Here is a 22,203-nt window from a genome sequence, read left to right as displayed (position 1 = left end):
GCGCTCCCGTCCCGGCCGCCCACCAGGCAAAACGGACACCTCGGACACCCGTGGCGCGCACAGCGGTCCCGGCCTGGCCGATTTCCGGAATTTCGGCACGCCGGAGGTACGAAAGTGCTCGGATTGCGGGCCCGCGCCACCTAGGCTTCCGCACATGGCAGCGGTCGGCGGGCAATCCGCACAGGGTGGAGGAACGGGCAGGGAGTCGGTGCCGATCGAGTTCCGCGAGGCGGTCGAGGCGCTGACCGGGGCGCGGCTGCGTCCCGAGGTGCAGCTGTCCCCTCGGCCCGCCCCCCGCCGGCTGGCCCCGCACGCCTTCGCGCTGTCCGCCTCGGTCGAGGTGGACGGCGAGGAACTGGCCGACGGCACCCTGGTCCTGCTGCACGATCCGGCCTCTCCGGAGGCCTGGAACGGCGAGTTCCGGGTGGTCACCATGACCCGGGCCGAGCTGGAGCCGGAGATGGCCGGCGACCCGCTGCTGTCCGAGGTCGGCTGGAGCTGGCTGATGGACGCCCTCCAGGCGCACGGCGCCCGGTTCGCCGAGCCGGGCGGCACCGTGACCAGATGCCACTCGCAGTACTTCGGGGCGCTGGCCGAACGCGGCGCCTCCACCGAGATCGAGCTGCGCGCGTCCTGGACGCCCGCCGACCGCCGCTTCGACCGTCACCTGGCCGCCTGGGCCGAGCTGCTGTGCGTGTGCGCCGGGCTGCCGCCCGCCCCGTCCACCCCGCCGCCGGCCGCCGACTCCGGCGCCCTCGGCGGCGTGGTGCCGATGCCTGCCCGCCGCCGGCCGCGCAACCCGCACTGACCGCCACCCGCCCGTTCCGGCCCGGCGCCACCGTCACCCCCGCGCTCGCACAGCCGTCCGCACCCCCCGTGCCGTAGACACCCCGGGGGGACCGTCAGCCGTCCCGGTGCGCGACCACCCGCAGGGCTGACGAAGTGTGACTTCGTGGACGCTCCCGGTCGGTTACCCGACCGTTCATGATCACCGCACTGCCGAAATCGATCGGATCTGTGCGATTTCCGGGCAGGTCGTACCGGTCGCCTGCTCGATTTGTCCGTATTGTTACTCACCAGATCGTGATCACTTGCTAAAGCCGGTCACGGTTGATGCCGAAGGTGTCAGTGACCCTTTCCAGATGCGGAACACTCCGACCGCCCCCTCGGGGTTCCGTCCGCCACTCCCCGCAGGAGGCCCCAGGTGTCGGTCCTTCTTGAGCACCCAGCAAACGTGGTCGCCTACCGTCCGACGAAGCCCACCGCCATGGTGGTCATCGCTGATCCCCGGGTCCGGAACACGGTGACCCGGCATCTATGGGCGCTCGGCGTCCGTGACGTCATCGAGGTCTCCTCGATCGCCGAGGCCCGACCCCGGATCTCCAACCCGCGAGACATCTGCATCGCCGATGTCCACCTCCCCGACGGCTCCGGCCTGACCGTCCTGGCCGAGACCCGCGCCGCGGGCTGGCCGAACGGCCTGGCACTGTCCGCCGCCGACGACATCGGCGCGGTCCGCTCGGCCCTGGCCGGCGGCGTCAAGGGATACGTGGTCACCGGTACCCGCACCGGCATGCCGATGCCGGGCCGTCCCGGACTGCCGATCGGTGCCGGCCTGGCCGGCCGGATGCGGCGCCCCGGGATCCCCGGCCACCACCACCCCGGCATGCACGGCGCGCCGGGCCAGTCCGGCGCCGCCCCCGGCGCTCCCGGTGCGCCCGGCGCGCAGCCCTCCGCCTACCGGGAACTGTCCGGCCGCGAGGTCGAGGTGCTTCGGCTGGTCGCCGAAGGCCAGTCGAACAAGGCGATCGGCGTCGCGATGGGCCTGTCCGCGCTCACCGTGAAGAGCCACCTGGCCCGCATCGCCCGCAAGCTCGGAACCGGCGACCGGGCCGGGATGGTCGCCGTGGCGCTGCGCACCGGAATCATCCACTGATCCGCATCGTCCCTGGTGGCGGCCCGGAGGAACGTTTCCTCCGGGCCGTTCCCGCGCCCCCTCCCGACGGCCCGTCACCCCTCCCCCACCGCCCCGCTCCGACCTCCGGAACGACCCGCCCGCCCCGGACGGCCCGGGTCCGAACATGGTCCGACCAGTCGGACAACACTCCCGGCGGCGGCACACGACGTACCCTTGGGGGGTGACCGACGCCGTAGCCTCCATCCCAGAAGAGATCGCCCCGGTTCCGCTCCTCGAACCCAGGGACGGACTCCCACCGGTGGTGTCGGACCCAGCGGCACTCGCCGCCGTCATCGCGGCCTTCCGCGCCGGCACCGGCCCCGTCGCCGTCGACGCCGAACGCGCGTCCGGCTACCGCTACGGCCAGCGCGCCTACCTGATCCAATTGCGCCGCAAGGGCGCGGGCACCGCGCTGATCGACCCGATCGCCTGCCCCGACCTGTCCGTGCTGGACGAGGCCATCCACGACACCGAGTGGGTCGTGCACGCCGCCACCCAGGACCTCCCGTGCCTGTTCGACGTCGGTATGCACCCCGGTGTGCTGTTCGACACCGAACTCGCCGGCCGGCTCGCCGGCTTCCCCCGGGTCGGCCTCGGCCCGATGACCGAGAACATCCTCGGCCTCTCGCTCGCCAAGGAACACTCCGCGGTCGACTGGTCCACCCGCCCGCTGCCCGAGCCCTGGCTGCGCTACGCCGCGCTCGACGTCGAGGTGCTGGTCGACCTGCGCGACGCGCTGGAGACCGAACTCGACCGGCAGGGCAAGCTCGACTGGGCCCACCAGGAGTTCGCCGCCCTCGCCGCCGCCCCCCGCCCCGCACCCCGGGTCGACCCCTGGCGGCGCACCTCCCAGCTGCACAAGGTCCGCCGCCGCCGCCAGCTCGCCGTGGTCCGCGAGCTCTGGCTGACCCGCGACCGGATCGCCCGCGAGCGCGACGTCTCCCCCGGCCGGGTGCTGGCCGACACCGCGATCGTCAACGCGGCCCTCGCGATGCCGCTGAACGCGCCCGCGCTGATCGCCGTCCAGGGCTTCGGCCCCCGGGTCAACCGGCGCCAGCTCGAGCAGTGGCTGGGCGCGATCGAACGCGCCCGGGAGATCCCGGAGAACGCGCTGCCCTCCGCGACCGCCCCGCACGACGGGCCGCCGCCGCCGCGCGCCTGGGCCGAGAAGGACCCGGTCGCCGCGGCCCGCCTCACCGGCGCGAGGGCGGCTGTCGCCGCGCTCGCCGAGCAGCACCACCTGCCCGCGGAGAACCTGATCACCCCCGACCTGGTCCGCCGCGTCTCCTGGGAGCCGCCGGCCCGACCCGACGCGACGTCGATCGCCGACGCGCTGCACGCCCTGGGGGCCCGCGCCTGGCAGACGGAGCTGGTCTCGCCGGCGCTCGCGGAGGCGTTCAGGACGGCGGAGGGCTGAGCGCTCAGGGGCGCGGGAACTGCGCGACAAGCGCAGGCCACGTCCGTAGGGTCGCGAGCACGTGCAAGGCACTGCCCTGCGTCGCGATCTTGCGGTCGGGTGCCTTCCGCTTCGCGCAGTTCCCCGCGCCCCTGGTTGCGCATCCCACTTCTTCGGCTCCTTGCCCACCGTTGTTACTCGTGGGTAGATTGGTCGCGTAGCAGCGTCGCTGATTTGCGCGCTCGCCCCGCCATCCCCCTGGGAGGAGAGCCCCCGTGCCTCGTACCGCGAGGGACGTCGTCTTCGTCGACGGCGTCCGCACCCCGTTCGGCAAGGCCGGCCCGAAGGGCATGTACCACGAGACGCGGGCGGACGACCTGGTCGTCAAGTGCATCCGCGAGCTCGTGCGTCGCAACCCGAACCTGCCGGTCGAGCGGATCGACGAGGTCGCCGTCGCGGCGACCACCCAGATCGGTGACCAGGGTCTGACCATCGGCCGTACCGCCGCGCTGCTCTCGGGTCTGCCGAAGTCCGTTCCGGGCTACGCCATCGACCGGATGTGCGCGGGTGCGATGACGGCCGTCACCACCACCGCGGGCGGCATCGCGTTCGGCGCGTACGACGTGGTCGTGGCCGGCGGCGTGGAGCACATGGGCCGGCACCCGATGGGCGAGGGCGTGGACCCGAACCCGCGGTTCGTCTCGGAGAAGCTGGTCGACGAGTCCGCCCTGTTCATGGGTATGACGGCGGAGAACCTGCACGACCGCTTCCCGCACCTCACCAAGGAGCGCTGCGACGCGTTCGCGGTGCGCTCGCAGGAGAAGGCCGCGAAGGCGTACGCCAACGGCGACATCCAGCCGGACCTGGTGCCGATCGCGATCCGCAACACCAACCCCGAGATCGGCGAGACCGGTTGGGGCCTGGCGACCACGGACGAGCCGATGCGCCCGGGCACCACCATGGAGTCGCTGGCCGGCCTGAAGACCCCGTTCCGTCCGCACGGCAACATCACCGCGGGCAACGCGGCGGGCCTGAACGACGGTGCGACCGCCTCGCTGCTGGCCGCCGAGGACGTGGCCCGCGAGCTGGGCCTGCCGATCAAGATGCGCATGGTGAGCTTCGCGTTCGCCGGCGTCGAGCCCGAGGTGATGGGCATCGGTCCCGTCCCGGCGACCGAGAAGGCGCTGGCCAAGGCCGGTCTGACCATCGACGACATCGGCGCGTTCGAGGTCAACGAGGCGTTCGCCGTCCAGGTGCTGGCGTTCCTGGACCACTACGGCATCGCGGACGACGACGAGCGGGTCAACCCGTACGGCGGCGCGATCGCGTTCGGCCACCCGCTGGCCTCCTCCGGTGTGCGTCTGATGACCCAGCTGGCCCGCCGCTTCGAGCAGCGCCCGGACGTCCGCTACGGCCTGACCACCATGTGCATCGGCTTCGGCATGGGCGGAACCGTCATCTGGGAGAACCCGCACTTCGAGGGTGGTAAGTGACCATGAGCACCACTGAGATGCTGCAGCGCGCCGCCGAACTGTTCCCCGGCGAGGTCGTCACCACCGCGCACGTGCGCCACCTGGACCTGCCGCTGCAGGCCGGCAAGCTGGCGCTGATCACCCTGGACAACGGCTTCGACCACACCAAGCCGACCACCTTCGGCCCGGGCTCGCTGGCGAAGCTGTCCGAGGCGCTGGACCAGGTCGAGGCCGAGGCCGCCGAGGGCAAGGTGGTCGCCGTCGCGATCACCGGCAAGCCGTTCATCTTCGCGGTCGGCGCCGACCTCAAGGGCGTCGAGGTGCTCAAGGAGCACGCGGACGCGCTGGCCATCGGCAAGGGCGGCCACGACGTCTTCAAGCGGATCGCCGCGCTGCCCGTCCCGTCCTTCGCGTTCTACAACGGCGCGGCGATGGGCGGCGGCGTCGAGGTCGGCCTGCACTGCTCCTACCGCACCGTCAGCGCGGGCGTCCCGGCGTTCTCGCTGCCCGAGGTCTTCCTCGGCCTGGTGCCCGGCTGGGGCGGCTGCACCCTGCTGCCGAACCTGATCGGCCCGGCCAAGGCCGTCAAGGTCATCGTCGAGAACTCGATGGCCCAGAACAAGCAGCTCAAGGGCAAGGACGTGTTCGAGCTGGGGATCGCGGACGCGATCTTCGAGCCGGCCGACTTCCTGGAGCAGTCGCTGCTGTGGACCGCGAAGGTCCTCAAGGGCGACGTGGTCGTCGAGCGCGAGGAGTTCGACCGCGGCAAGGCGTGGGACGACGCCGTGCTGTGGGGCCGCTGGGTCGCCGACGCCAAGGTGCACGGGGCCGCTCCGGCCGCGTACAAGGCGCTCGACATCATCCAGCAGGTCAAGGACGGCGACCTGCAGGCCGGCTTCGACGCCGAGGACGCCGCGCTGGCCGACCTCATCATGAGCGGTGAGCTGCGCGCCGGCCTGTACGCCTTCAACCTGGTGCAGCGCCGCGCGAAGAAGCCGTTCGGCGCGCCGGACAAGTCGCTGGCCCGCCCGGTCACCAAGGTCGGCGTGGTCGGCGCCGGTCTGATGGCCTCCCAGCTGGCGCTGCTGTTCGCGCGCCGCCTGGAGGTGCCGGTGGTGCTCACCGACATCGACCAGGAGCGCATCGACAAGGGCGTGGGCTACGTCCACGGCGAGATCGACAAGCTGCTGGCGAAGGGCCGCATCGGCGGCGACAAGGCCAACAAGCTCAAGGGCCTGGTCTCCGGCCACCTCGACAAGGCCGTCGCGTTCGGCGACGCGGACTTCGTCATCGAGGCCGTGTTCGAGGAGATGGGCGTCAAGCAGAAGGTGTTCGCGGAGCTGGAGGCGGTGGTCTCGCCGACCACCATCCTGGCCACCAACACTTCCTCGCTGTCGGTCACCGAGATGGCCTCCAAGCTCCAGCACCCCGAGCGCGTGGTCGGCTTCCACTTCTTCAACCCGGTCGCGATCCTCCCGCTGCTGGAGATCGTCCGGGCCGAGAAGACCGACGACGCCTCGCTGGCCACCGCGTTCGGTGTCGCCAAGAAGCTGAAGAAGACCGCGGTGCTCACCAAGGACGCCCCGGCGTTCGTGGTCAACCGCATCCTGACCCGCTTCATGGGCGAGATCCAGAACATCATCGACGAGGGCACCTCGTTCGAGACCGTCGAGGCCGCGGTCAAGCCGCTCGGCCTGCCGATGTCGCCGATCGCCCTGCTCGAACTGGTCGGCCCGGCCATCGCCCTGCACGTCTCCGAGACGCTGCACGGCGCGTTCCCGGAGCGGTTCACCGTCTCCGAGAACCTCGGCAAGGTCGTCAAGGCCGGCAAGCGCGGCTTCTACATCTGGCAGGACGGCGCCCAGGTCCTCGACCCCGAGGTCCTCGCCCTCCTCACCTTCGGCGACTCCGTCCTGACGGAGGACCAGGTCCGCGCCCGCGCCCTGGACGCCGTCGCCCAGGAGATCGGCCTGATGCTCGACGAGGGCGTCGTCGGCGAGGCGCAGGACATCGACCTGTGCATGATCACCGGCGCCGGCTGGCCCTTCCACCTCGGCGGCATCACCCCGTACCTCGACCGCGAGGGCGTCTCCGAGCGCGTCAACGGCAAGAAGTTCCTGGCCCCCGGCCTGGCTTCGATCCCCGCCTGACGCGAAGCGTTCCGTCCACGGGCGGGCAGCACTCCCCCACGGGGGACGGCTGCCCGCCCGTTGGCGTACCGGGGACTACGCTGGACCGGGCCGCCCCGGGGAGGATCTCATGACCGCGCAGCCCGACCACTCGGTTCACCCCGACGACGAGCTGATCCCGCGTCCCCAGAAGACCCCCGACGCCCTCCGAGCCGCCCTGGCCGCGGTGGCCCCGCACCGGCTCCCGGAGATGGCGGAGCAACAGGACGAGGTCTTCGCCCTCGCCGTCCGGGCCGGCTCCATCGACCCCCTCCGGGTCTTCCTGAACACCTGGGCCGCCCACATCGAGGTCGCCCGCCACCTCGACACCGCCGCCCGCATGCGCGCAGCCGAACACGCCGTGCAGACCCTGGACCGCGACGATCCCCGATGGAGCGAAGCCATCCGCGTATGCCTGGAGATCTTCAACCGGGCCCACGCGGCGGTGAACGGATGACCTGGTCCTGGGAGTACCACCCGGACGAGCAGTAGTTTGCCGCCGAAGCACCACCGGCCCTCCTGGCCAAGGTGGAGCAACGCGCCGACGAGCTGGTCCGCGCTGCTGAAGCCCGCCATCTCGACGGCACGGGCTCCCAGGGCCCCGGAGAGGCCATGAAGGGGGCTGGTGGCGGTGTTGGTCCTGGTGCATGGCGGGTTGTGGGACGAGGAGATGGACGGGGAGCGGTTCTGGGGGCGGACCGGGGTGGTGGCGGGGCTGGCCGGGATGGGGCTGGGGGTGGTGGCGCCGGATCGGGTGATGCGGGTGGGGAGTTGGGGGGCTGAGGCGGAGCATCTGGTGGCGGGGTTGCCGGACGGGCCGGTGGTGGTGGTCGGTGGGTCCAACGGGTGCTCGGTGGCGGTGCGGATGGCGCTCGCGGTGCCGGAGCGCGTACGGGGGCTGGTGTTGGCGTGGCCGGCGACGGCGGGGGATGCGCGGGTGGACCAGCGGCTGCCTGAGGAGGCGGCGCCGCTGCTGGGCGGTGGGGTGCTGCGCGGGGTCGCGGACGAGGAGTTGGCGGGGCTTCGGGTGCCGGTGGGTGTGCTGCCGTCGGCGCCGGAGGGCCTGGTGCACCAGCGGCGGACGGCGGACGGGCTGCTGGGGCTGATCCCGGGGGCGGTGGAGTTGCCGGGGTGTCCGGAGCCGCCGCATCCGGCGTTCCGGCCGGAGCCGCTGGTGGCGGCGCTGGCGGGCTTCGCGGCGTGGGTCAGGCGTCCTTGAGCCAGGCCTCGGTGCGGCGGTGGCGGCCGAGGCCGACGGCGTCGAACTCGTCGTGGTGGCCGTCCGCGTGGGCGCCGAGGTGGCGGAGGGCGAGGGAGATCGGGCCGGCGTTCGGTTCGACGAGGGGGCCGAGGGTGAGGGCGCCGCGGCCCCAGACGGCGACGGACTGGTCGCCGGTGCCGCCCCAGATGTCGGCCTCGATGTAGGCAACGGGGCCGGCGTCGGACCAGGCGGCCAGGGTGTGCTGGAGGCCGCCGGGGAACTCGTGGAACGGGGTGAACGGGCGGGTGCCGTCGTCGAGGGCCGCGCGCACGGCGTCCGGCAGCGGAAGCATGGCGAGGCCCTGGGCGAGCGGGACGACGCGGGTGCCGGGAAGGTCGGCGACGCGGCGCAGCAGGGGTTCGGCCGCGACGACCGCCGAGAGGACGTAGGCCACCGGCTGCTACTTCTTCTTGAGGCGGTAGATGACGGTGTCCCCGGTGACGCCGACGACCTCGTAGTGGGTGTTGAGCAGGGTGGCGATGCGGGGCACCATGTCGGGCTGGTAGGGGGAGGTGCCGGAGTCGTCGACGACGACCTCGGGGAAGCCGTTGGTGGAGATCTCGTTGTCGAAGGTCTGCCAGGCCTCGGCGACGGAGTACTGTTCGCCGACCTTGTCGGCGCCCTTGCCGCCGCTGAAGTTGGTGAGGAAGCCGGCGGTGAGGTAGCGGGTGGCGGGGCGTCGGTCGGCGAGCCAGTAGAGCTCGGGGTGCATGCCCCAGATCAGGACGGTGTCCTTGGGGGTGGTCTGGGCGGCGACGGCGGTGGCGACCTCGGTGGACTGGGTGAGGCGCTGGCCGGGCCAGAGGACGGCGAGGCCGCAGAAGAAGCTGCTGGCGAGGGCGGAGTAGATCAGGACCGGCCGCCACGAGATCGCGGAGGTGGCGACGGCGCCGACGCCGAGCAGGACCAGTGGGGGCATCAGCTGGAGGTAGTAGTGGCCGAAGAAGTGGAAGCCGACGGAGACGGCGATCACCGAGGAGACGAGCCACATCCACAGGTCGACCGTGGAGCCGTGTTCGGGTCCGCGGGCGGGGACGGGTCGTCGGCGGTGGCGCAGCCACAGGCGGTGCGCGAAGGGCAGCAGGAAGGCCAGTCCGGCGCCCATCAGGATGGCCGAGTTGCCGAGCGCGCGGCCGATCATCTGCGGCCAGTTGGAGCCGAGGCCGGCGTAGTCGCCGGAGCCGGTGACGACCCAGAACAGGAAGCCCTTGGGTTTGGTGAGGATGACGGCGACCAGCGCTATCGGCAGCGCGAACCCGAAGCCGATCTTGGCGAGTGCGGGGGGCCAGCGGACGCCGCGGCGGCGGGTGTCCTGGAGGAGCATCCACAGCACGGGGAGCATGACGGCGCCGCCGGTCTGCTTGGTGAGCGAGCAGAGGGCGACCGCGATGCCGGCGGCCAGCCAGCGGCGGCGTTCGGCGTAGCGGAAGGCGGCCACCATGGCGGGCAGCATGAAGACTTCGAAGGTCGCGGCCTGGGTGTCCTCGGGCGAGAGTCCGATGGAGACCAGCAGGTAGAGGATGCCGGCGCAGCGCCCGGCCTTGTCGCCCCAGCGGCCGCGGGCCAGCGAGGCGAGCAGGATGGCGGTGGTCAGGTGGGCGACGATCGCGAGGGTGCGCAGCGGCCAGAGCGAGGCGGAGCCGAAGAGCGCGAAGCAGGCTTCGTACAGCCAGGGCAGCAGCGGGGGTTTGCGGTCGACGACGGTGTCGTAGAGCACGCCGCCGTCGGCGAGCATCCGGGCCTGGGTGGCGAGGTAGCCCTCGTCGGGGCTCCACACGGGGCGCAGGAAGGACGGCAGGTGGGTCAGGGTGGCCAGCACGGCGAGCAGCGGGACCAGTCTGGTCCAGTACCCGGTGCGGAGGCGCTCTGGGAGGCGCTCGGCAAGGGCACGTGGGCTGCTCGTGAGGGTGAGGGACACGGGTGACAACCTACCGGGCGTGGACGGGCGTAGTCAGTGGCAGTCAGCGAATGGGTGTGACTGTCCGACAATAAGCGCACCGCCACGGGACTGAAATGCGGTCCCGTGACGGTGCGCTGGGGGGATTTCCGGTGGTCAGCTCCGGGCGAAGGAGCGGGTGGTGACCAGTGCTTCGATCTTCTTGGCGATGGCGGGCGCGGTGAGCCCGATCTCCTCGAGGATCTCGCCGCGCGAGGCGTGGTCGAGGAACTCCTGCGGGATGCCGAAGTCGCGCAGCGGCACGTCCACGTCCGCGTCACGCAGCGCCTGGGCGATCGCGGAGCCGACGCCGCCGGCCCGGCCGTTGTCCTCGACGGTGACCACCAGGCGGTGCTGCGCGGCCAGGCCCGGCAGCGCGGCGTCCACCGGCTTGACCCAGCGCGGGTCGACCACGGTGCTGGTGATGCCCTGCTCGGCGAGCAGCTCGGCGGCCTCCAGGCAGGTCGGGGCCATTGCGCCGATCGAGACGATCAGCACGTCGGCGACCTCGTCCGCGGTGCCGTCCTCGGGGCGGCGCAGCACGTCCATGCCGCCGACGGTGCCGACGGCGGGGACGGCGGGGCCGACGTTGCCCTTGGAGTAGCGGACCACGGTGGGGGCGTCGGCGACCTCGACGGCCTCGCGCAGCTGGAGCCGGACCTGCTCGGCGTCACGCGGGGCGGCGAGCCGCAGGCCGGGGACGACCTGCAGGATCGACATGTCCCACATGCCGTTGTGCGAGGCGCCGTCGGTGCCGGTGACGCCGGCCCGGTCGAGCACGAAGGTGACGCCGAGCTTGTGCAGGGCGACGTCCATCAGGACCTGGTCGAAGGCGCGGTTCAGGAACGTCGCGTAGACGGCGACCACAGGGTGCAGGCCGTTGGTGGCCAGGCCGGCGGCGCAGACGGCGGCGTGCTGCTCGGCGATGCCGACGTCGAAGATCCGGTCCGGGTAGGCCTTGGCGAACGGGGCCAGGCCGACGGGGTGCAGCATCGCGGCGGTGATGGCGACCAGGTCGCGGCGCTCGCGGCCGAGCGCGACCATCTCCTCGCCGAACACCGACGTCCAGTCCTTGCCGGAGGTCTTGACCGGCAGGCCGGTGTCGGGGTGGATCACGCCGACCGCGTGGAAGCGGTCCTCGTCGTTGTTCTCGGCGGCATGGTAGCCGCGGCCCTTCTCGGTGATGCAGTGCACGATGACCGGGCCGCCGAAGTTGCGGGCCTTGGTGAACGCGGACTCCAGCGCCTGCAGGTCGTGGCCGTCGATCGGGCCGAGGTACTTCAGGCCGAGGTCCTCGAACATGCCCTGCGGGGCGATGAAGTCCTTCAGGCCCTTCTTGGCGCCGTGCAGGGTGTCGAACATCGCCTGGCCGACCACGGGGGTGCGCTGCAGCGCGTCCTTGCCCCAGGACAGGAAGCGCTCGTAGCCCTGGGTGGTGCGCAGGGTGGCGAGGTGGTTGGCGAGGCCGCCGATGGTCGGCGAGTAGGACCGCTCGTTGTCGTTGACGACGATGACGACCGGCAGGTCCTGGCTGTCGGCGATGTTGTTCAGCGCCTCCCAGGCCATGCCGCCGGTGAGCGCGCCGTCGCCGATCACGGCGACCACGGGGCGGTCCTTGTGGCCCTGGATCTTGTTGGCCTTGGCGAGACCGTCGGCGTAGCCGAGGACGGTGGAGGCGTGCGAGTTCTCGATCACGTCGTGCTCGGACTCGGCGCGCGAGGGGTAGCCGGACAGGCCGCCCTTCATCTTCAGCCGGGAGAAGTCCTGGCGGCCGGTCAGCAGTTTGTGGACGTAGCTCTGGTGGCCGGTGTCGAACAGGATCCGGTCGCGCGGCGAGTCGAAGACCCGGTGCATCGCGAGGGTCAGCTCGACCACGCCGAGGTTCGGTCCGAGGTGACCGCCGGTCTTGGAGACCTCCTCCACCAGGAAGGCGCGGATCTCCTCGGCGAGTGCCGACATCTGCGCGGGGGTGAGTCGATCGAGATCGCGCGGTCCCCGAATACGGGTCAGCAGGGCCACCCGTTCCTCCTCGTCCAAGTTCTCGCGCCCGCATGGGCCCGGAGGGCGTACGCCCCGCTTGAGTCTAATTGCCATTACCCGGGCGTAGTGCGGCGGGCAACCCCGATCCCCTGTTCGGATGGCCGGGGCCGAAAAGCACCGAACCGCGCGACCGGCCCCGGTATAACGGGGAGGTGTGCCGGTCGCGCGGTTGCGGGTGGTGCGGGTCAGCCGCGTCCGTTGGACTTCTGGGTGCGGCGGGAGACCGAGTCCAGGACCACCGCGGCGAGCAGCACCGCGCCGGTGATCATGTACTGGATGGCCTGCTGGGCGTGGACCATGTCCAGGCCGGTGGTGATCGACTGGATGACCAGGATGCCGAGCAGCGCCGACCAGGTCTTGCCGCGGCCGCCGAACAGGCTGGTGCCACCGATGACGGCCGCCGCGATGCAGTTCATCAGCACGTTGGCGCCACCGAGGCCCTTGTCCGCCGAGCCCTGCTGGGAGGCGATGAACAGACCGCCGAAGCCGGCCAGGCCGGCCGAGATCATGTACACCGAGGTGCGCACCCAGGCGACGTTGATGCCGGCCCGGCGGGCCGCCTCGATGCCGCCGCCGACCGCGAAGATCTGCCGGCCGTAGGTGGTGCGGCGGAGCACGAAGTCGGCGATCGCGACGACGCCGACGAACAGCACCAGCGGCAGCGGGAGGCCGCGGTCCTGGTTGAACATGTAGGCGACCAGCAGCACGACCACGGCGAGCACGCCGGTGCGCAGCGCGATCTCGGCGATCGGGCGGGCCGGCAGGCCGGCGGCCGTGCGGCGGCGGGCGTCGAGCAGCTGGCCGGCCCCGAACAGCGCGATGGCGAGGATCGCGGCCAGCCAGGCCCAGATGATGTCGCCGTCGCCGAAGAAGTAGGTGTCCAGGTTGGCGATGACGCCGTCGTTGAGGTTGTTGACGGTGCCGAGCTTGCCGATGACCAGGTCCTGCAGGCCGCTCCAGGCGAGCATGCCGGCCAGCGTGACCAGCAGCGCGGGCACGCCGATCTTGGAGAAGAAGAAGCCGTGCAGGGCGCCCATGGCGACCGCGGCGGCGATGCCCAGCAGCACCGCCAGCCACTCGTTGACGCCCTGGCGGACGGCGAGCACCGAGGAGATCGCGGCGGTGGCGCCGGCCACCGAGCCGAGCGACAGGTCGATCTCGCCGAGCAGCAGCACGAAGACCACGCCGGTGGCGATCAGGCCGGGGCCGACGATCCACTTGGCGATGTTGGTGAGGTTGTCGGCGTTGAGGAAGGAGCCGGTCTTCCACTGGAAGATGGCGGCGATGATGATCAGGCCGACCACGACCGGCAGCGAGCCGAGCTCGCCGCCGCGGATCTTGCGGCCGAACTCGTCGAGGTAGCCGGCCAGGCCCTCCTTGCGGACCAGCAGGCGCGGGTCGACGGCGGGCGGGGTGGGCGTGGTGGGGGTTTCGGTGCTCACTTGGCGTCCTCCGCGATACGGGCCTGACGACGGGTCACCGCGTTGTCGGTGGCGCCGGTGATGGCGGAGATGATCTCCTCGTGCGAGGTGGTGGCCACCTCGAAGCTGCCGTTGTTGCGGCCCAGGCGGAGCACCGCGACGGTGTCCGCGACGGCCTTGACGTCGGCCATGTTGTGGCTGATCAGGATCACGCCGAGGCCGCGCTCGCGCAGCCGCTCGACCAGGTCGAGGACCTGGGCGGTCTGCTCGACGCCGAGGGCCGCGGTGGGCTCGTCCAGGATGACGATCTTCGGGTCGCCGACCAGGGCGCGGGCGATCGCGACCACCTGGCGCTGGCCGCCGGACAGGCCGGCGATCGGGATCCGGACGCTGGGGATGCGGATCGACAGGGTGTCGAGGAGTTCCCGGGCGCGCTTCTCCATGGCGACCTCGTCCAGGGTGCCGAAGCGCTTGAGCTCGCGGCCGAGGAACAGGTTGCCGACCACGTCGAGGTTGTCGCACAGGGCGAGGTCCTGGTAGACGGTCGCGATGCCGAGCGTCTGGGCGTCGTGCGGGCGGCCGATGGTGACCGGCTTGCCCTCCCACTCGATGACGCCCTCGTCGATCGGGTGGACGCCCGCGATGGTCTTGACCAGGGTGGACTTTCCTGCGCCGTTGTCGCCGACCAGGGCGACGACCTCGCCCGCGTGGACCTCCAGCTGCACGTCGGTGAGTGCCTGGACGGCACCGAAGCGCTTGGAGACCCCGCGCAACGCCAGTACGGGTGCGCCTGTCACGTGAACCATCTCCTTGAGTTCCGTGTCGGACCTGACGTTTCCGACACGGGCGACCCGCACGCCGGTCCGGGCGCGCGGGGTGGGACTGCTCCAACAAAAAGGGCCGGCGGGAGCTTCCGGGTGGTCAGGAAGCCCCCGCCGGACGGGAATTACTGCAGGCCGGCCGCGGTGCAGGCGGCGGCGAAGTCGGCGGTGCAGATGTCCGCGACCTTGTACAGGTTGTCGGCGATCACGGTGTCCTTGATGTTCGCCTTGGTGACGACCTTGGGCTCCAGCAGGGTGGCCGGGATGCCCTTGTCGGTGTCGCTGTCGACGGTCGCGGTGGCGACGCCCTTGATGTCCTTGCCCTGGAGCAGGTTGACCGCGAGCTCGGCGGCACCCTCGGCCAGCGGCTTGTAGGCCTTGTAGATGGTGTAGGCCTGGTCACCGGAGACGAGGCGCTGGACGGCGTCCAGGCCCGCGTCCTGGCCGCCGACCGGGACGTTGATGCCCTGGGCCTTCAGCTGGGTGATGATCGCGCCGGCCATACCGTCGTTGGCCGAGTAGACGGCCTGGAAGCCGTCCTTGCCGAGCGAGGAGATGGCGGCGCCGATCTTCTGGCCCGCGACGGTGGGCTTCCACTCGCCGCTCTGCTCGTAGACGACCTTCTTGACCTTGCCGTCCAGCACCTTGTGCGCACCGGACTTGAACTTGCCGGCGTTCGGGTCGGCGTCGTCACCGTTGATCATCACGATGTTGGCGTCGGCGGCCTTGGCACCGAGGGCGTCGACCAGGGCCTGGCCCTGCAGCTCGCCGACCTTCTCGTTGTCGAAGGAGACGTACGCGGAGACCGGGCCGGTGGCCAGGCGGTCGTACGCGATGACCTTGACGCCCTTGTCGGCGGCCTCCTTCACCCAGGACTGGGTCGACTTGGCGTCGAACGCGTCCAGGATGATCACCTTGACGCCCTGGGCGATCAGGGTGTCGAACTGCTGCTTCTGCTTCGAGGCGGAACCCTCGGCGTTGCTGTACTCGACCTTGCAGTCGGAGCAGAGCGCGTGGACCTTCGCCTCGATGAACGGCTTGTCGAACGACTCGTAACGGGTCGAGGACGCGTTCTCCGGCAGCAGCAGGCCGATCGACTTGTTGTTGCCCGAGGCCGCGCTGTCCTTCTTGTCACTGCCGGCCTTGCCACACGCGGCCATGGTGAGGGCCATCGAGACAGCGGCGGTGCCGACGACAACGCGACGCATCATTGCGTTCATGGTGGGGGGTGCCTCCCTGACAGAGCCGCAACGTTGCGGCGAGGTGGGCAGGAGTCAACCCCGTCACCAAGCTTGTCGTCAACAAGTAAAGCATCTGGCCAGGGGATTCAGACCTTTTCGTTATCTTCCTGAAGGCTCAGTCGAGATCGGACGGCCGCTCAGGAGCCGTCCGGAACCTCTCGCACCCCGTCAGAGCCCTCCCGTCTCACCCATCTCACTCATCACCAGGGCGAGCGCCCCGAGCACCTCGGCGCGGCCGCCGAGCGTCCCCGGGACCACCGACAGCTGGCGGGCGGCGCTGGGGATGGCGTACCGGGCCACCGAGTCCCGGATCGGGGAAAGCACCAGTTCACCGGCCTCGGCCAGGTCGCCGCCGAGGATCACCCGGCGGGGGTTGAGCAGGTTGCACAGGGTGGCCACGCCCATGCCGATCTGGCGGCCGGCGTCGGCGATCACCCGGCGGCAGCCCAGATCGCCCTGCTGGGCCAACTGCACCACCTTTCCGAGTGTCAGTTCGCCCGGGTGGTTGGCGTTCAAGAGGTTGAGCAGGTAACGGGAGCCCACGTAGGTCTCCAGGCAGCCGCGGTTGCCGCAGCGGCAGACCGGGCCCGCCTCGTCCAGCGTGATGTGCCCGATCTCACCCGCGGTGCCGCCCGGGCCGCGGTAGATCTGGCCGTTGATCACCAGGCCGGAGCCGACGCCGCTGGCCACCTTGATGTACGCCAGGTCGCCCAGGCCCCGCCCGGCGCCCCACACCAGCTCGCCCAGCGCGCCCAGGTTGGCGTCGTTGTCCACGTGCACCGGCATGCCCAGGCGGCGCGCCAGCTCCTGGCCGGGCGTCACCCCGGACCAGCCGGGCAGGATCGCGGTCGAGCCGAGCGCCCCGGTCTCCTGGTCGATCGGGCCGGGCACGCCCAGGCCCACGCCGATCACCTTGTCGTGCTGGAAGCCGGCCTGCTCCAGCAGCCGGGCCACCATCCGCTCGGCCAGGTCGAGGCCCTGCTGCGCGGAGACGTCCACGTCCAGCGGCTCGCTCTCCTCGGCCAGCACCCGGTGCGCCAGGTTGCCGACCGCCACCCGCAGGTGGGTGTGGCCGAAGTCGACGCCCACCACGATCCCGGCGTCCCCGCTCAGCGAGACGCTGCGCGCCCGGCGCCCGCCCGAGGAGGTGTCGGCGACCACCACGGTGCCGGACTCCTTGAGCTCCCGGACGATGTTGGACACCGTCGCGGCCGACAGCCCCGTACCCCGGGCGATCTCGGCCTGGGTCAGCGATCCGGCCATCCGCACCGCCCGCAGCACCCGTTCGAGATTCGCCCGGTGCAGCGAGGACTGCGATCCCGGTGTGTCCGTCGACATGTTCCACCCTCCAGGGCGCACTTCGTTCGTCCAAAGTTCAGCTTCAACTTGTGAACTCTATGCTCCGGTACAGATCGGAGGGGCCGTCAAGTACGAACACGGATCGTTACGCACGTGGGAGGATGCCGGTAACCGAGCCCTGACGAAGGAGTCCTGCGAGTGCCTGGCACCAACTTGACCCGTGAGGAGGCCCGCACCCGGGCCGCACTCCTGCATGTGGAGTCGTACGACATCGAGCTCGACCTGAGCTCGGCGCGCGAGGGCGGCACCTTCCGGTCCACCACCGTGGTCCGGTTCACCGCCACCGAAACCGGCGCTTCCACCTTCATCGACCTGGTCGCCCCCGCCGTCTCGGAGATCGTCCTCAACGGCCGCGCGCTGCCGCTGGAGAACTTCGCCGACAGCCGGATCGCGCTGCCCGACCTGGCCGCCGCGAACGAGCTGCGGGTGGTCGCCGACTGCGCCTACACCAACACCGGCGAGGGCCTGCACCGGTTCGTCGACCCGGCGGACGGCGAGACCTACCTCTACACCCAGTTCGAGGTCCCGGACGCCCGCCGGGTGTTCGCCAACTTCGAGCAGCCCGACCTGAAGGCCGCCTTCGCCTTCACCGTCACCGCCCCCACCGGCTGGGTGGTGGTCTCCAACTCGCCGACCCCCGAGCCCACCGGCGACGGCGACACCCGGGTGTGGACCTTCGAGCCCACCCCGCGCATCTCCACCTACATCACCGCGCTGGTGGCCGGCCCCTACGTCGGCGTGTTCGACGCCTACGAGAACGGCGCGCAGCGCGTGCCGCTCGGCGTCTACTGCCGCCCCTCGCTGCGCGAGTTCCTCGACGCCGACGCCATCTTCGCCGTCACCAAGCAGGGCTTCGACTACTTCCAGGACAAGTTCGACTTCGCCTACCCGTTCGCGAAGTACGACCAGCTGTTCGTCCCGGAGTTCAACGCCGGCGCGATGGAGAACGCGGGCGCCGTCACCCTCCGCGACCAGTACGTGTTCCGCTCCAAGGTCACCGACGCCTCCTACGAGATGCGCGCCGCGACCATCCTGCACGAGCTCGCCCACATGTGGTTCGGCGACCTCGTCACCATGGAGTGGTGGAACGACCTGTGGCTGAACGAGTCGTTCGCCACCTTCGCCGAGGTGGTCTGCCAGGCCGAGGCGCCCGGCTCCAAGTGGCCGCACTCCTGGACCACCTTCGCCAACCAGATGAAGACCTGGGCGTACCGGCAGGACCAGCTGCCGTCCACCCACCCGATCATGGCGGAGATCAACGACCTGGAGGACGTCCAGGTCAACTTCGACGGCATCACCTACGCCAAGGGCGCCTCGGTGCTCAAGCAGCTGGTGGCGTACGTCGGCCAGGACGCCTTCTTCCAGGGCGTGCGCGCCTACTTCAAGCGCCACGCCTGGGGCAACACCCGCCTCACCGACCTGCTCGGCGCCCTCGAGGAGGCCAGCGGCCGCGACCTGCGCGTCTGGTCCAAGGCCTGGCTGGAGACCGCCGGCATCAACGTGCTGCGCCCGGCCCTCGAGGTCGCCGCGGACGGCACCATCGAGTCCTTCGCCGTCCTGCAGGAGGCCCCCGCGCTGCCCGCCGGCGCCCGCGGCGAGGCCGTGCTGCGCCCGCACCGCATCGCCATCGGCCTGTACGAACTGGTCGACGGCAAGCTGGAGCGCGCCGAGCGGATCGAGCTCGACGTCGACGGCGAGCGCACCGAGGTCCCGCAGCTCACCGGCCGCCGGCGGCCCGCCGTGCTGCTGCTCAACGACGACGACCTGTCCTACGCGAAGGTCCGCCTCGACGCCGACTCGCTGGCCGTCGTCACCGAGCACCTCGGCGACTTCACCGACTCGCTCCCCCGCGCGCTGTGCTGGGCCTCCGCCTGGGACATGACCCGCGACGGCGAACTCGCCACCCGCGACTACCTGTCGCTGGCGCTGGCCGGCCTGCCCCGCGAGAGCGACATCGGCGTGGTCCAGTCCGTGCACCGCCAGGTCAAGCTCGCCCTCGAGCTGTACGCCGACCCGGCGTGGCGCGAGAGCGGCCTGCAGCGCTGGGCCGCCGCCGCCGAGACGGCGCTGCGCGAGGCCCCCGCCGGCAGCGACCACCAGCTCGCCTGGGCCCGCGCGCTCGCCGGCTCCGCCCGCACGGACGGTCAGCTCGCGCTGCTCGCCGGGCTGCTGGACGGCACCGAGACCGTCGAGGGCCTGGCCGTCGACACCGAGCTGCGCTGGACGCTGCTCGGCCGCCTGGTCGCCACCGGCCGCGCCGACGAGGCCGCGATCGACGCGGAACTCGCCCGCGACAACACCTCCTCCGGCCAGGAGCACGCCGCCACCTGCCGGGCGGCCCGCCCGACCGCCGAGGCCAAGGCCGAGGCGTGGGAGTCCGTGGTGGAGTCCGACACCCTGACCAACTACGTGCAGGAGGCCGTCATCGCCGGCTTCCAGCAGCCCGACCAGCGGGACCTGCTCACGCCGTACACCGAGAAGTACTTCGCCTCGGTCAAGCAGGTGTGGGAGACCCGCAGCCACGAGATCTCGCAGCAGATCATCGGCGGCCTGTACCCCTCGTACGCGGTCTCGCAGGCCACCCTGGACGCGACCGACGCGTGGCTGGCCTCGGCCGAGCCGGCGCCGGCGCTGCGGCGCCAGGTCGTCGAGGCGCGGGCCGGTGTGGAGCGGGCGCTGAAGGCTCAGGCGGCGGATCGCTGACGCGAGGTCTGTGCTTGATGAGGGGGCCCGGGGGACGTGTTCTCCCGGGCCTCCGGCGTGTTCGGGGTTGCTGCTGCTGCGCGGCAAGCGCCGGCCGGTCCGTCAGGGCGCGGTCACGTGCAGGTCATTGTCCTGGGTCGCGATCTTGCTGACGGGTGCGTTCCCCTTCGCGCAGTTCCCCGCGCCCCTGGCGGTGCTCTCCCTGGTCCTGCGCGGGCAGGGTGATGCGGAAGGTGGTTGCCCCGGGTTCGCTGTGCACGGTGGCTGTGCCGGCGTGGGCTTGGACGACGGCTTGGACGATGGCGAGGCCGAGGCCGGTGGAGCCGGTGCGGCGGGAGCGGGTGGGGTCGCCGCGGACGAAGCGGTCGAAGACGTGCGGGAGGAGTTCGGGCGGGATGCCGGGGCCGTTGTCGGTGACGGTGAGGGTCGCGTCGGTGGGGGTGGCCGAGAGGTGGAGGGTGACCTCGGTGCCGTCGGGGGTGTGGGTGCGGGCGTTGGCCAGCAGGTTCGCCACCACTTGGGTGAGGCGGTGGGGGTCGCCGGGGACGGTGACGGGTTCGGCGGGCAGTTCGAGCAGCCAGCGGTGCTGTGGGGCGGCGGCCCGGGCGTCGGCGGTGCAGTCCAGGGCGATCCGGGTGAGGTCGACGTCCTCGACGGCGAGCGGGCGGCCGGCGTCGAGGCGGGCGAGCAGCAGCAGGTCCTCGACGACGGTGCCCATGCGCTGCGACTCGGCGGTGATCCGTTCCAGTGAGTGCCGGACCGGCTCGGGCACCGGTCCTGGGTGCCGGAGCGCGAGTTCGGCGTGGCCGCGGACGGCTGCCACCGGGTTGCGCAGTTCGTGGCTGGCGTCGGCGGCGAAGGCGCGCAGCCGTTCCTCGACCTGCTGACGGCGGGTCAGTGCGTCCCCGATGTGGCCGAGCATCCGGTTGAGTGCGGTGCCGACCCGGCCGACCTCGGTGCCGGGGTCGTCGTCGGGGACGCGTTCGCCGAGGTCGACCGCGCCGCTGGCCAGCGGGAGGGCGGAGACGCGTTCGGCGGTGGCCACCACGCGTTCCAGCGGGCGCAGCGCGAGTCGGACGCCGATGGTGCCGGTGACCGCGGCGACCGCGAGGGCGACGGCGAACACCACGAGTTCGATCATCAGCAGGCGCTGGACGGTCTCGTCGATGGGGTGCAGTGGCAGGCCGGTGATCAGTACGTCCCCGTCGGAGCCGGTGACGGCGGCGGCCCGGTAGTGGCCGAGGGCGGAGAGTGTGAGGTCGCGCGGGTGGCCGCCGGCCGGGAGTGCGCGCAGGGCACGGACGTCCTGGTCGGTGAGCGGGACGGGGGCGTCGCTGCCGCCGCTTCCGGCGATCGGGACGGGATCGTCGTCGCCGGGCGGGATGCCGCCGACCACGGCGGCGTGGGTGACGGTGCCGTTCACCAGGCGGGCGCCGAAGGTGCCGGGCGACTGGGCGCGGGTGTCGTGGCCGTTCACGCCGGGGTGTTCGAGGCTGGCGGCGTAGCGTCCGCCGGCGGCGGCCAGTTGCTGGTCGGTCCGGTCGACCAGGAAGTGCCTCAGCGCCGAGGTGGTGGCGAAGCCGACGCCGACGCAGATCAGCGCGATCAGTACCAGGACGCCCGCGACCAGCCGCGCCCGTAGCGTGCGGGGCCGTCCGGCGGCCGTCATCCGGTGGCCGCCTTGAGTACGTAGCCGGCGCCGCGCACGGTGTGGATCATCGGTGGCCGGCCGGCGTCGATCTTGCGGCGCAGGTAGCTGATGTACAGCTCCACCACGTGGGCCTGCCCGCCGAAGTCGTAGGACCAGACGGCGTCCAGGATCTGTGCCTTGCTGAGCACCTGCCGCGGGTGCTCCATCAGGTAGCGCAGCAGGGCGAACTCGGTGGGGCTGAGGTCGATGATCTCGCCGCCGCGGCTGGTCTCCCGGACTGCCGGGTCGAGGTGCAGGTCGCCGACGGTGAGGGTGCCGGGGGCGGCCGGTCCGGCGGGGGCGGCGCGGCGCAACAGGCCGCGCAGCCGGGCCACCACCTCTTCCAGGCTGAACGGTTTGGTGACGTAGTCGTCGCCGCCGGCCGAGATGCCGGCGATCCGGTCCTCGACGGCGTCCCGGGCGGTCAGGAACAGCACCCGTACCTCGGGGTCGGTGCGGTGCACCCGGCGGAGCACTTCGAGCCCGTCGAAGTCGGGCAGCATGACGTCCAGCACGATGGCGTGCGGGTGCCAGTCGGCGGCGGCGGTGACGGCGTCGTGGCCGTCGGTGACGCCGCGGGCCTGCCAGCCTTCGTAGCGCAGGGCGCCGCAGATCACCTCGACCAGGTCGGGTTCGTCGTCCACCACCAGGACCCGCCATGGGGTTTCCGCGTGCTGCATGGGTCCATTCTGGCGTTCCGGCATGAGAAAGCGGTGAGATCATCCGACCGATTCGCGT

Annotated in this window: 17 protein-coding genes; 8 read left to right on the top strand and 9 right to left on the bottom strand. The window is 71.6% G+C overall.

Translation table 11 applies throughout. The features are described 5' to 3' along the window. Positions 1-154 precede the first annotated feature (154 nt). The 7 genes from ACGFWJ_RS21005 (at position 155) to ACGFWJ_RS20975 (ending at position 8,212) form a co-directional block, all read left to right on the top strand. On the top strand, positions 155-808 hold the full coding sequence (locus tag ACGFWJ_RS21005) for a DUF3000 domain-containing protein (protein ID WP_387646497.1): 654 nt from the start codon (positions 155-157) through the stop codon (positions 806-808). Between the two features lie 396 nt (positions 809-1,204). Continuing rightward, positions 1,205-1,936, top strand: a complete 732-nt coding sequence (locus ACGFWJ_RS21000) for a LuxR C-terminal-related transcriptional regulator (RefSeq protein WP_387646499.1) — start codon at positions 1,205-1,207, stop codon at positions 1,934-1,936. 202 nt (positions 1,937-2,138) lie between these two features. Continuing rightward, positions 2,139-3,374 (top strand): HRDC domain-containing protein, encoded by a 1,236-nt coding sequence (locus ACGFWJ_RS20995; RefSeq protein WP_392951682.1) that lies wholly within the window; start codon positions 2,139-2,141, stop codon positions 3,372-3,374. 254 nt (positions 3,375-3,628) lie between these two features. After that, a complete protein-coding gene (locus ACGFWJ_RS20990) occupies positions 3,629-4,846 on the top strand; it encodes a thiolase family protein (protein WP_387646502.1) in 1,218 nt (405 codons plus the stop codon). A 2-nt stretch (positions 4,847-4,848) separates the two neighbouring features. After that, on the top strand, positions 4,849-6,975 hold the full coding sequence (locus ACGFWJ_RS20985) for a 3-hydroxyacyl-CoA dehydrogenase NAD-binding domain-containing protein (RefSeq protein WP_392951679.1): 2,127 nt from the start codon (positions 4,849-4,851) through the stop codon (positions 6,973-6,975). Between the two features lie 109 nt (positions 6,976-7,084). Beyond that, positions 7,085-7,450, top strand: coding sequence for a hypothetical protein (locus ACGFWJ_RS20980; RefSeq protein ID WP_392951676.1), 366 nt, complete (start codon positions 7,085-7,087; stop codon positions 7,448-7,450). Positions 7,451-7,618: 168 nt separating this feature from the next. Next, positions 7,619-8,212, top strand: coding sequence for an alpha/beta fold hydrolase (locus ACGFWJ_RS20975; RefSeq protein ID WP_392951673.1), 594 nt, complete (start codon positions 7,619-7,621; stop codon positions 8,210-8,212). On the opposite strand, the gene ACGFWJ_RS20970 is transcribed toward ACGFWJ_RS20975, so the two are convergent. The 7 genes from ACGFWJ_RS20970 to ACGFWJ_RS20940 all read right to left on the bottom strand — a co-directional run bounded on the left by ACGFWJ_RS20970 (position 8,199) and on the right by ACGFWJ_RS20940 (position 17,051). Next, entirely contained in the window at positions 8,199-8,648 is a 450-nt protein-coding gene (locus ACGFWJ_RS20970) for a hypothetical protein (RefSeq protein ID WP_392951671.1), read from the bottom strand. The genes ACGFWJ_RS20975 and ACGFWJ_RS20970 overlap by 14 nt on opposite strands. Positions 8,649-8,654: 6 nt before the next feature. Further along, positions 8,655-10,172 (bottom strand): ArnT family glycosyltransferase, encoded by a 1,518-nt coding sequence (locus ACGFWJ_RS20965; RefSeq protein ID WP_392951669.1) that lies wholly within the window; start codon positions 10,170-10,172, stop codon positions 8,655-8,657. A gap of 135 nt (positions 10,173-10,307) precedes the next feature. Next, on the bottom strand, positions 10,308-12,209 hold the full coding sequence (gene dxs, locus ACGFWJ_RS20960; protein ID WP_387646516.1) for a 1-deoxy-D-xylulose-5-phosphate synthase: 1,902 nt from the start codon (positions 12,207-12,209) through the stop codon (positions 10,308-10,310). Between the two features lie 206 nt (positions 12,210-12,415). Next, on the bottom strand, positions 12,416-13,672 hold the full coding sequence (locus ACGFWJ_RS20955) for a sugar ABC transporter permease (RefSeq protein ID WP_392951665.1): 1,257 nt from the start codon (positions 13,670-13,672) through the stop codon (positions 12,416-12,418). After that, a complete protein-coding gene (locus tag ACGFWJ_RS20950) occupies positions 13,669-14,457 on the bottom strand; it encodes an ATP-binding cassette domain-containing protein (RefSeq protein WP_387862704.1) in 789 nt (262 codons plus the stop codon). Before ACGFWJ_RS20950 ends, ACGFWJ_RS20955 begins: the two co-directional genes overlap by 4 nt. A 140-nt stretch (positions 14,458-14,597) precedes the next feature. After that, a complete protein-coding gene (locus ACGFWJ_RS20945; protein ID WP_387646521.1) occupies positions 14,598-15,692 on the bottom strand; it encodes a sugar ABC transporter substrate-binding protein in 1,095 nt (364 codons plus the stop codon). Positions 15,693-15,881: 189 nt separating this feature from the next. Then, complete coding sequence (locus tag ACGFWJ_RS20940; RefSeq protein WP_387646524.1) at positions 15,882-17,051, bottom strand: ROK family protein; 1,170 nt, start codon at positions 17,049-17,051, stop codon at positions 15,882-15,884. A 159-nt stretch (positions 17,052-17,210) separates the two neighbouring features. Between ACGFWJ_RS20940 and pepN the strand changes: the two genes are divergently transcribed. Continuing rightward, positions 17,211-19,775: an aminopeptidase N gene (pepN, locus tag ACGFWJ_RS20935; RefSeq protein ID WP_392951661.1), complete on the top strand. Its 2,565-nt coding sequence runs from the start codon at positions 17,211-17,213 to the stop codon at positions 19,773-19,775. A gap of 124 nt (positions 19,776-19,899) precedes the next feature. On the opposite strand, the gene ACGFWJ_RS20930 is transcribed toward pepN, so the two are convergent. Beyond that, complete coding sequence (locus tag ACGFWJ_RS20930; RefSeq protein ID WP_392951658.1) at positions 19,900-21,444, bottom strand: sensor histidine kinase; 1,545 nt, start codon at positions 21,442-21,444, stop codon at positions 19,900-19,902. After that, positions 21,441-22,145, bottom strand: a complete 705-nt coding sequence (locus tag ACGFWJ_RS20925) for a response regulator transcription factor (RefSeq protein WP_392951656.1) — start codon at positions 22,143-22,145, stop codon at positions 21,441-21,443. The genes ACGFWJ_RS20930 and ACGFWJ_RS20925 overlap by 4 nt, the downstream gene beginning before the upstream one ends. Positions 22,146-22,203 lie beyond the last annotated feature (58 nt).

Origin of the sequence: Kitasatospora sp. NPDC048407 (assembly GCF_043200475.1) — a bacterium.
Taxonomy (GTDB): Bacteria; Actinomycetota; Actinomycetes; order Streptomycetales; family Streptomycetaceae; genus Kitasatospora.
The sequence above is the reverse complement of the archived record's forward strand: the minus strand, read 5'-3'. Positions and strand labels throughout refer to the sequence as shown.

Coding starts and splice junctions, on each gene's coding strand:
- ACGFWJ_RS21005 (WP_387646497.1), top strand. CDS start 155: ATGGCAGCGGTCGGCGGGCAATCCGCACAGGGTGGAGGAACGGGCAGG.
- ACGFWJ_RS20985 (WP_392951679.1), top strand. CDS start 4,849: ATGAGCACCACTGAGATGCTGCAGCGCGCCGCCGAACTGTTCCCCGGC.
- ACGFWJ_RS20980 (WP_392951676.1), top strand. CDS start 7,085: ATGACCGCGCAGCCCGACCACTCGGTTCACCCCGACGACGAGCTGATC.
- ACGFWJ_RS20950 (WP_387862704.1), bottom strand. CDS start 14,457: ATGGTTCACGTGACAGGCGCACCCGTACTGGCGTTGCGCGGGGTCTCC.
- ACGFWJ_RS20945 (WP_387646521.1), bottom strand. CDS start 15,692: ATGAACGCAATGATGCGTCGCGTTGTCGTCGGCACCGCCGCTGTCTCG.
- ACGFWJ_RS20940 (WP_387646524.1), bottom strand. CDS start 17,051: ATGTCGACGGACACACCGGGATCGCAGTCCTCGCTGCACCGGGCGAAT.
- ACGFWJ_RS20930 (WP_392951658.1), bottom strand. CDS start 21,444: ATGACGGCCGCCGGACGGCCCCGCACGCTACGGGCGCGGCTGGTCGCG.
- ACGFWJ_RS20925 (WP_392951656.1), bottom strand. CDS start 22,145: ATGCAGCACGCGGAAACCCCATGGCGGGTCCTGGTGGTGGACGACGAA.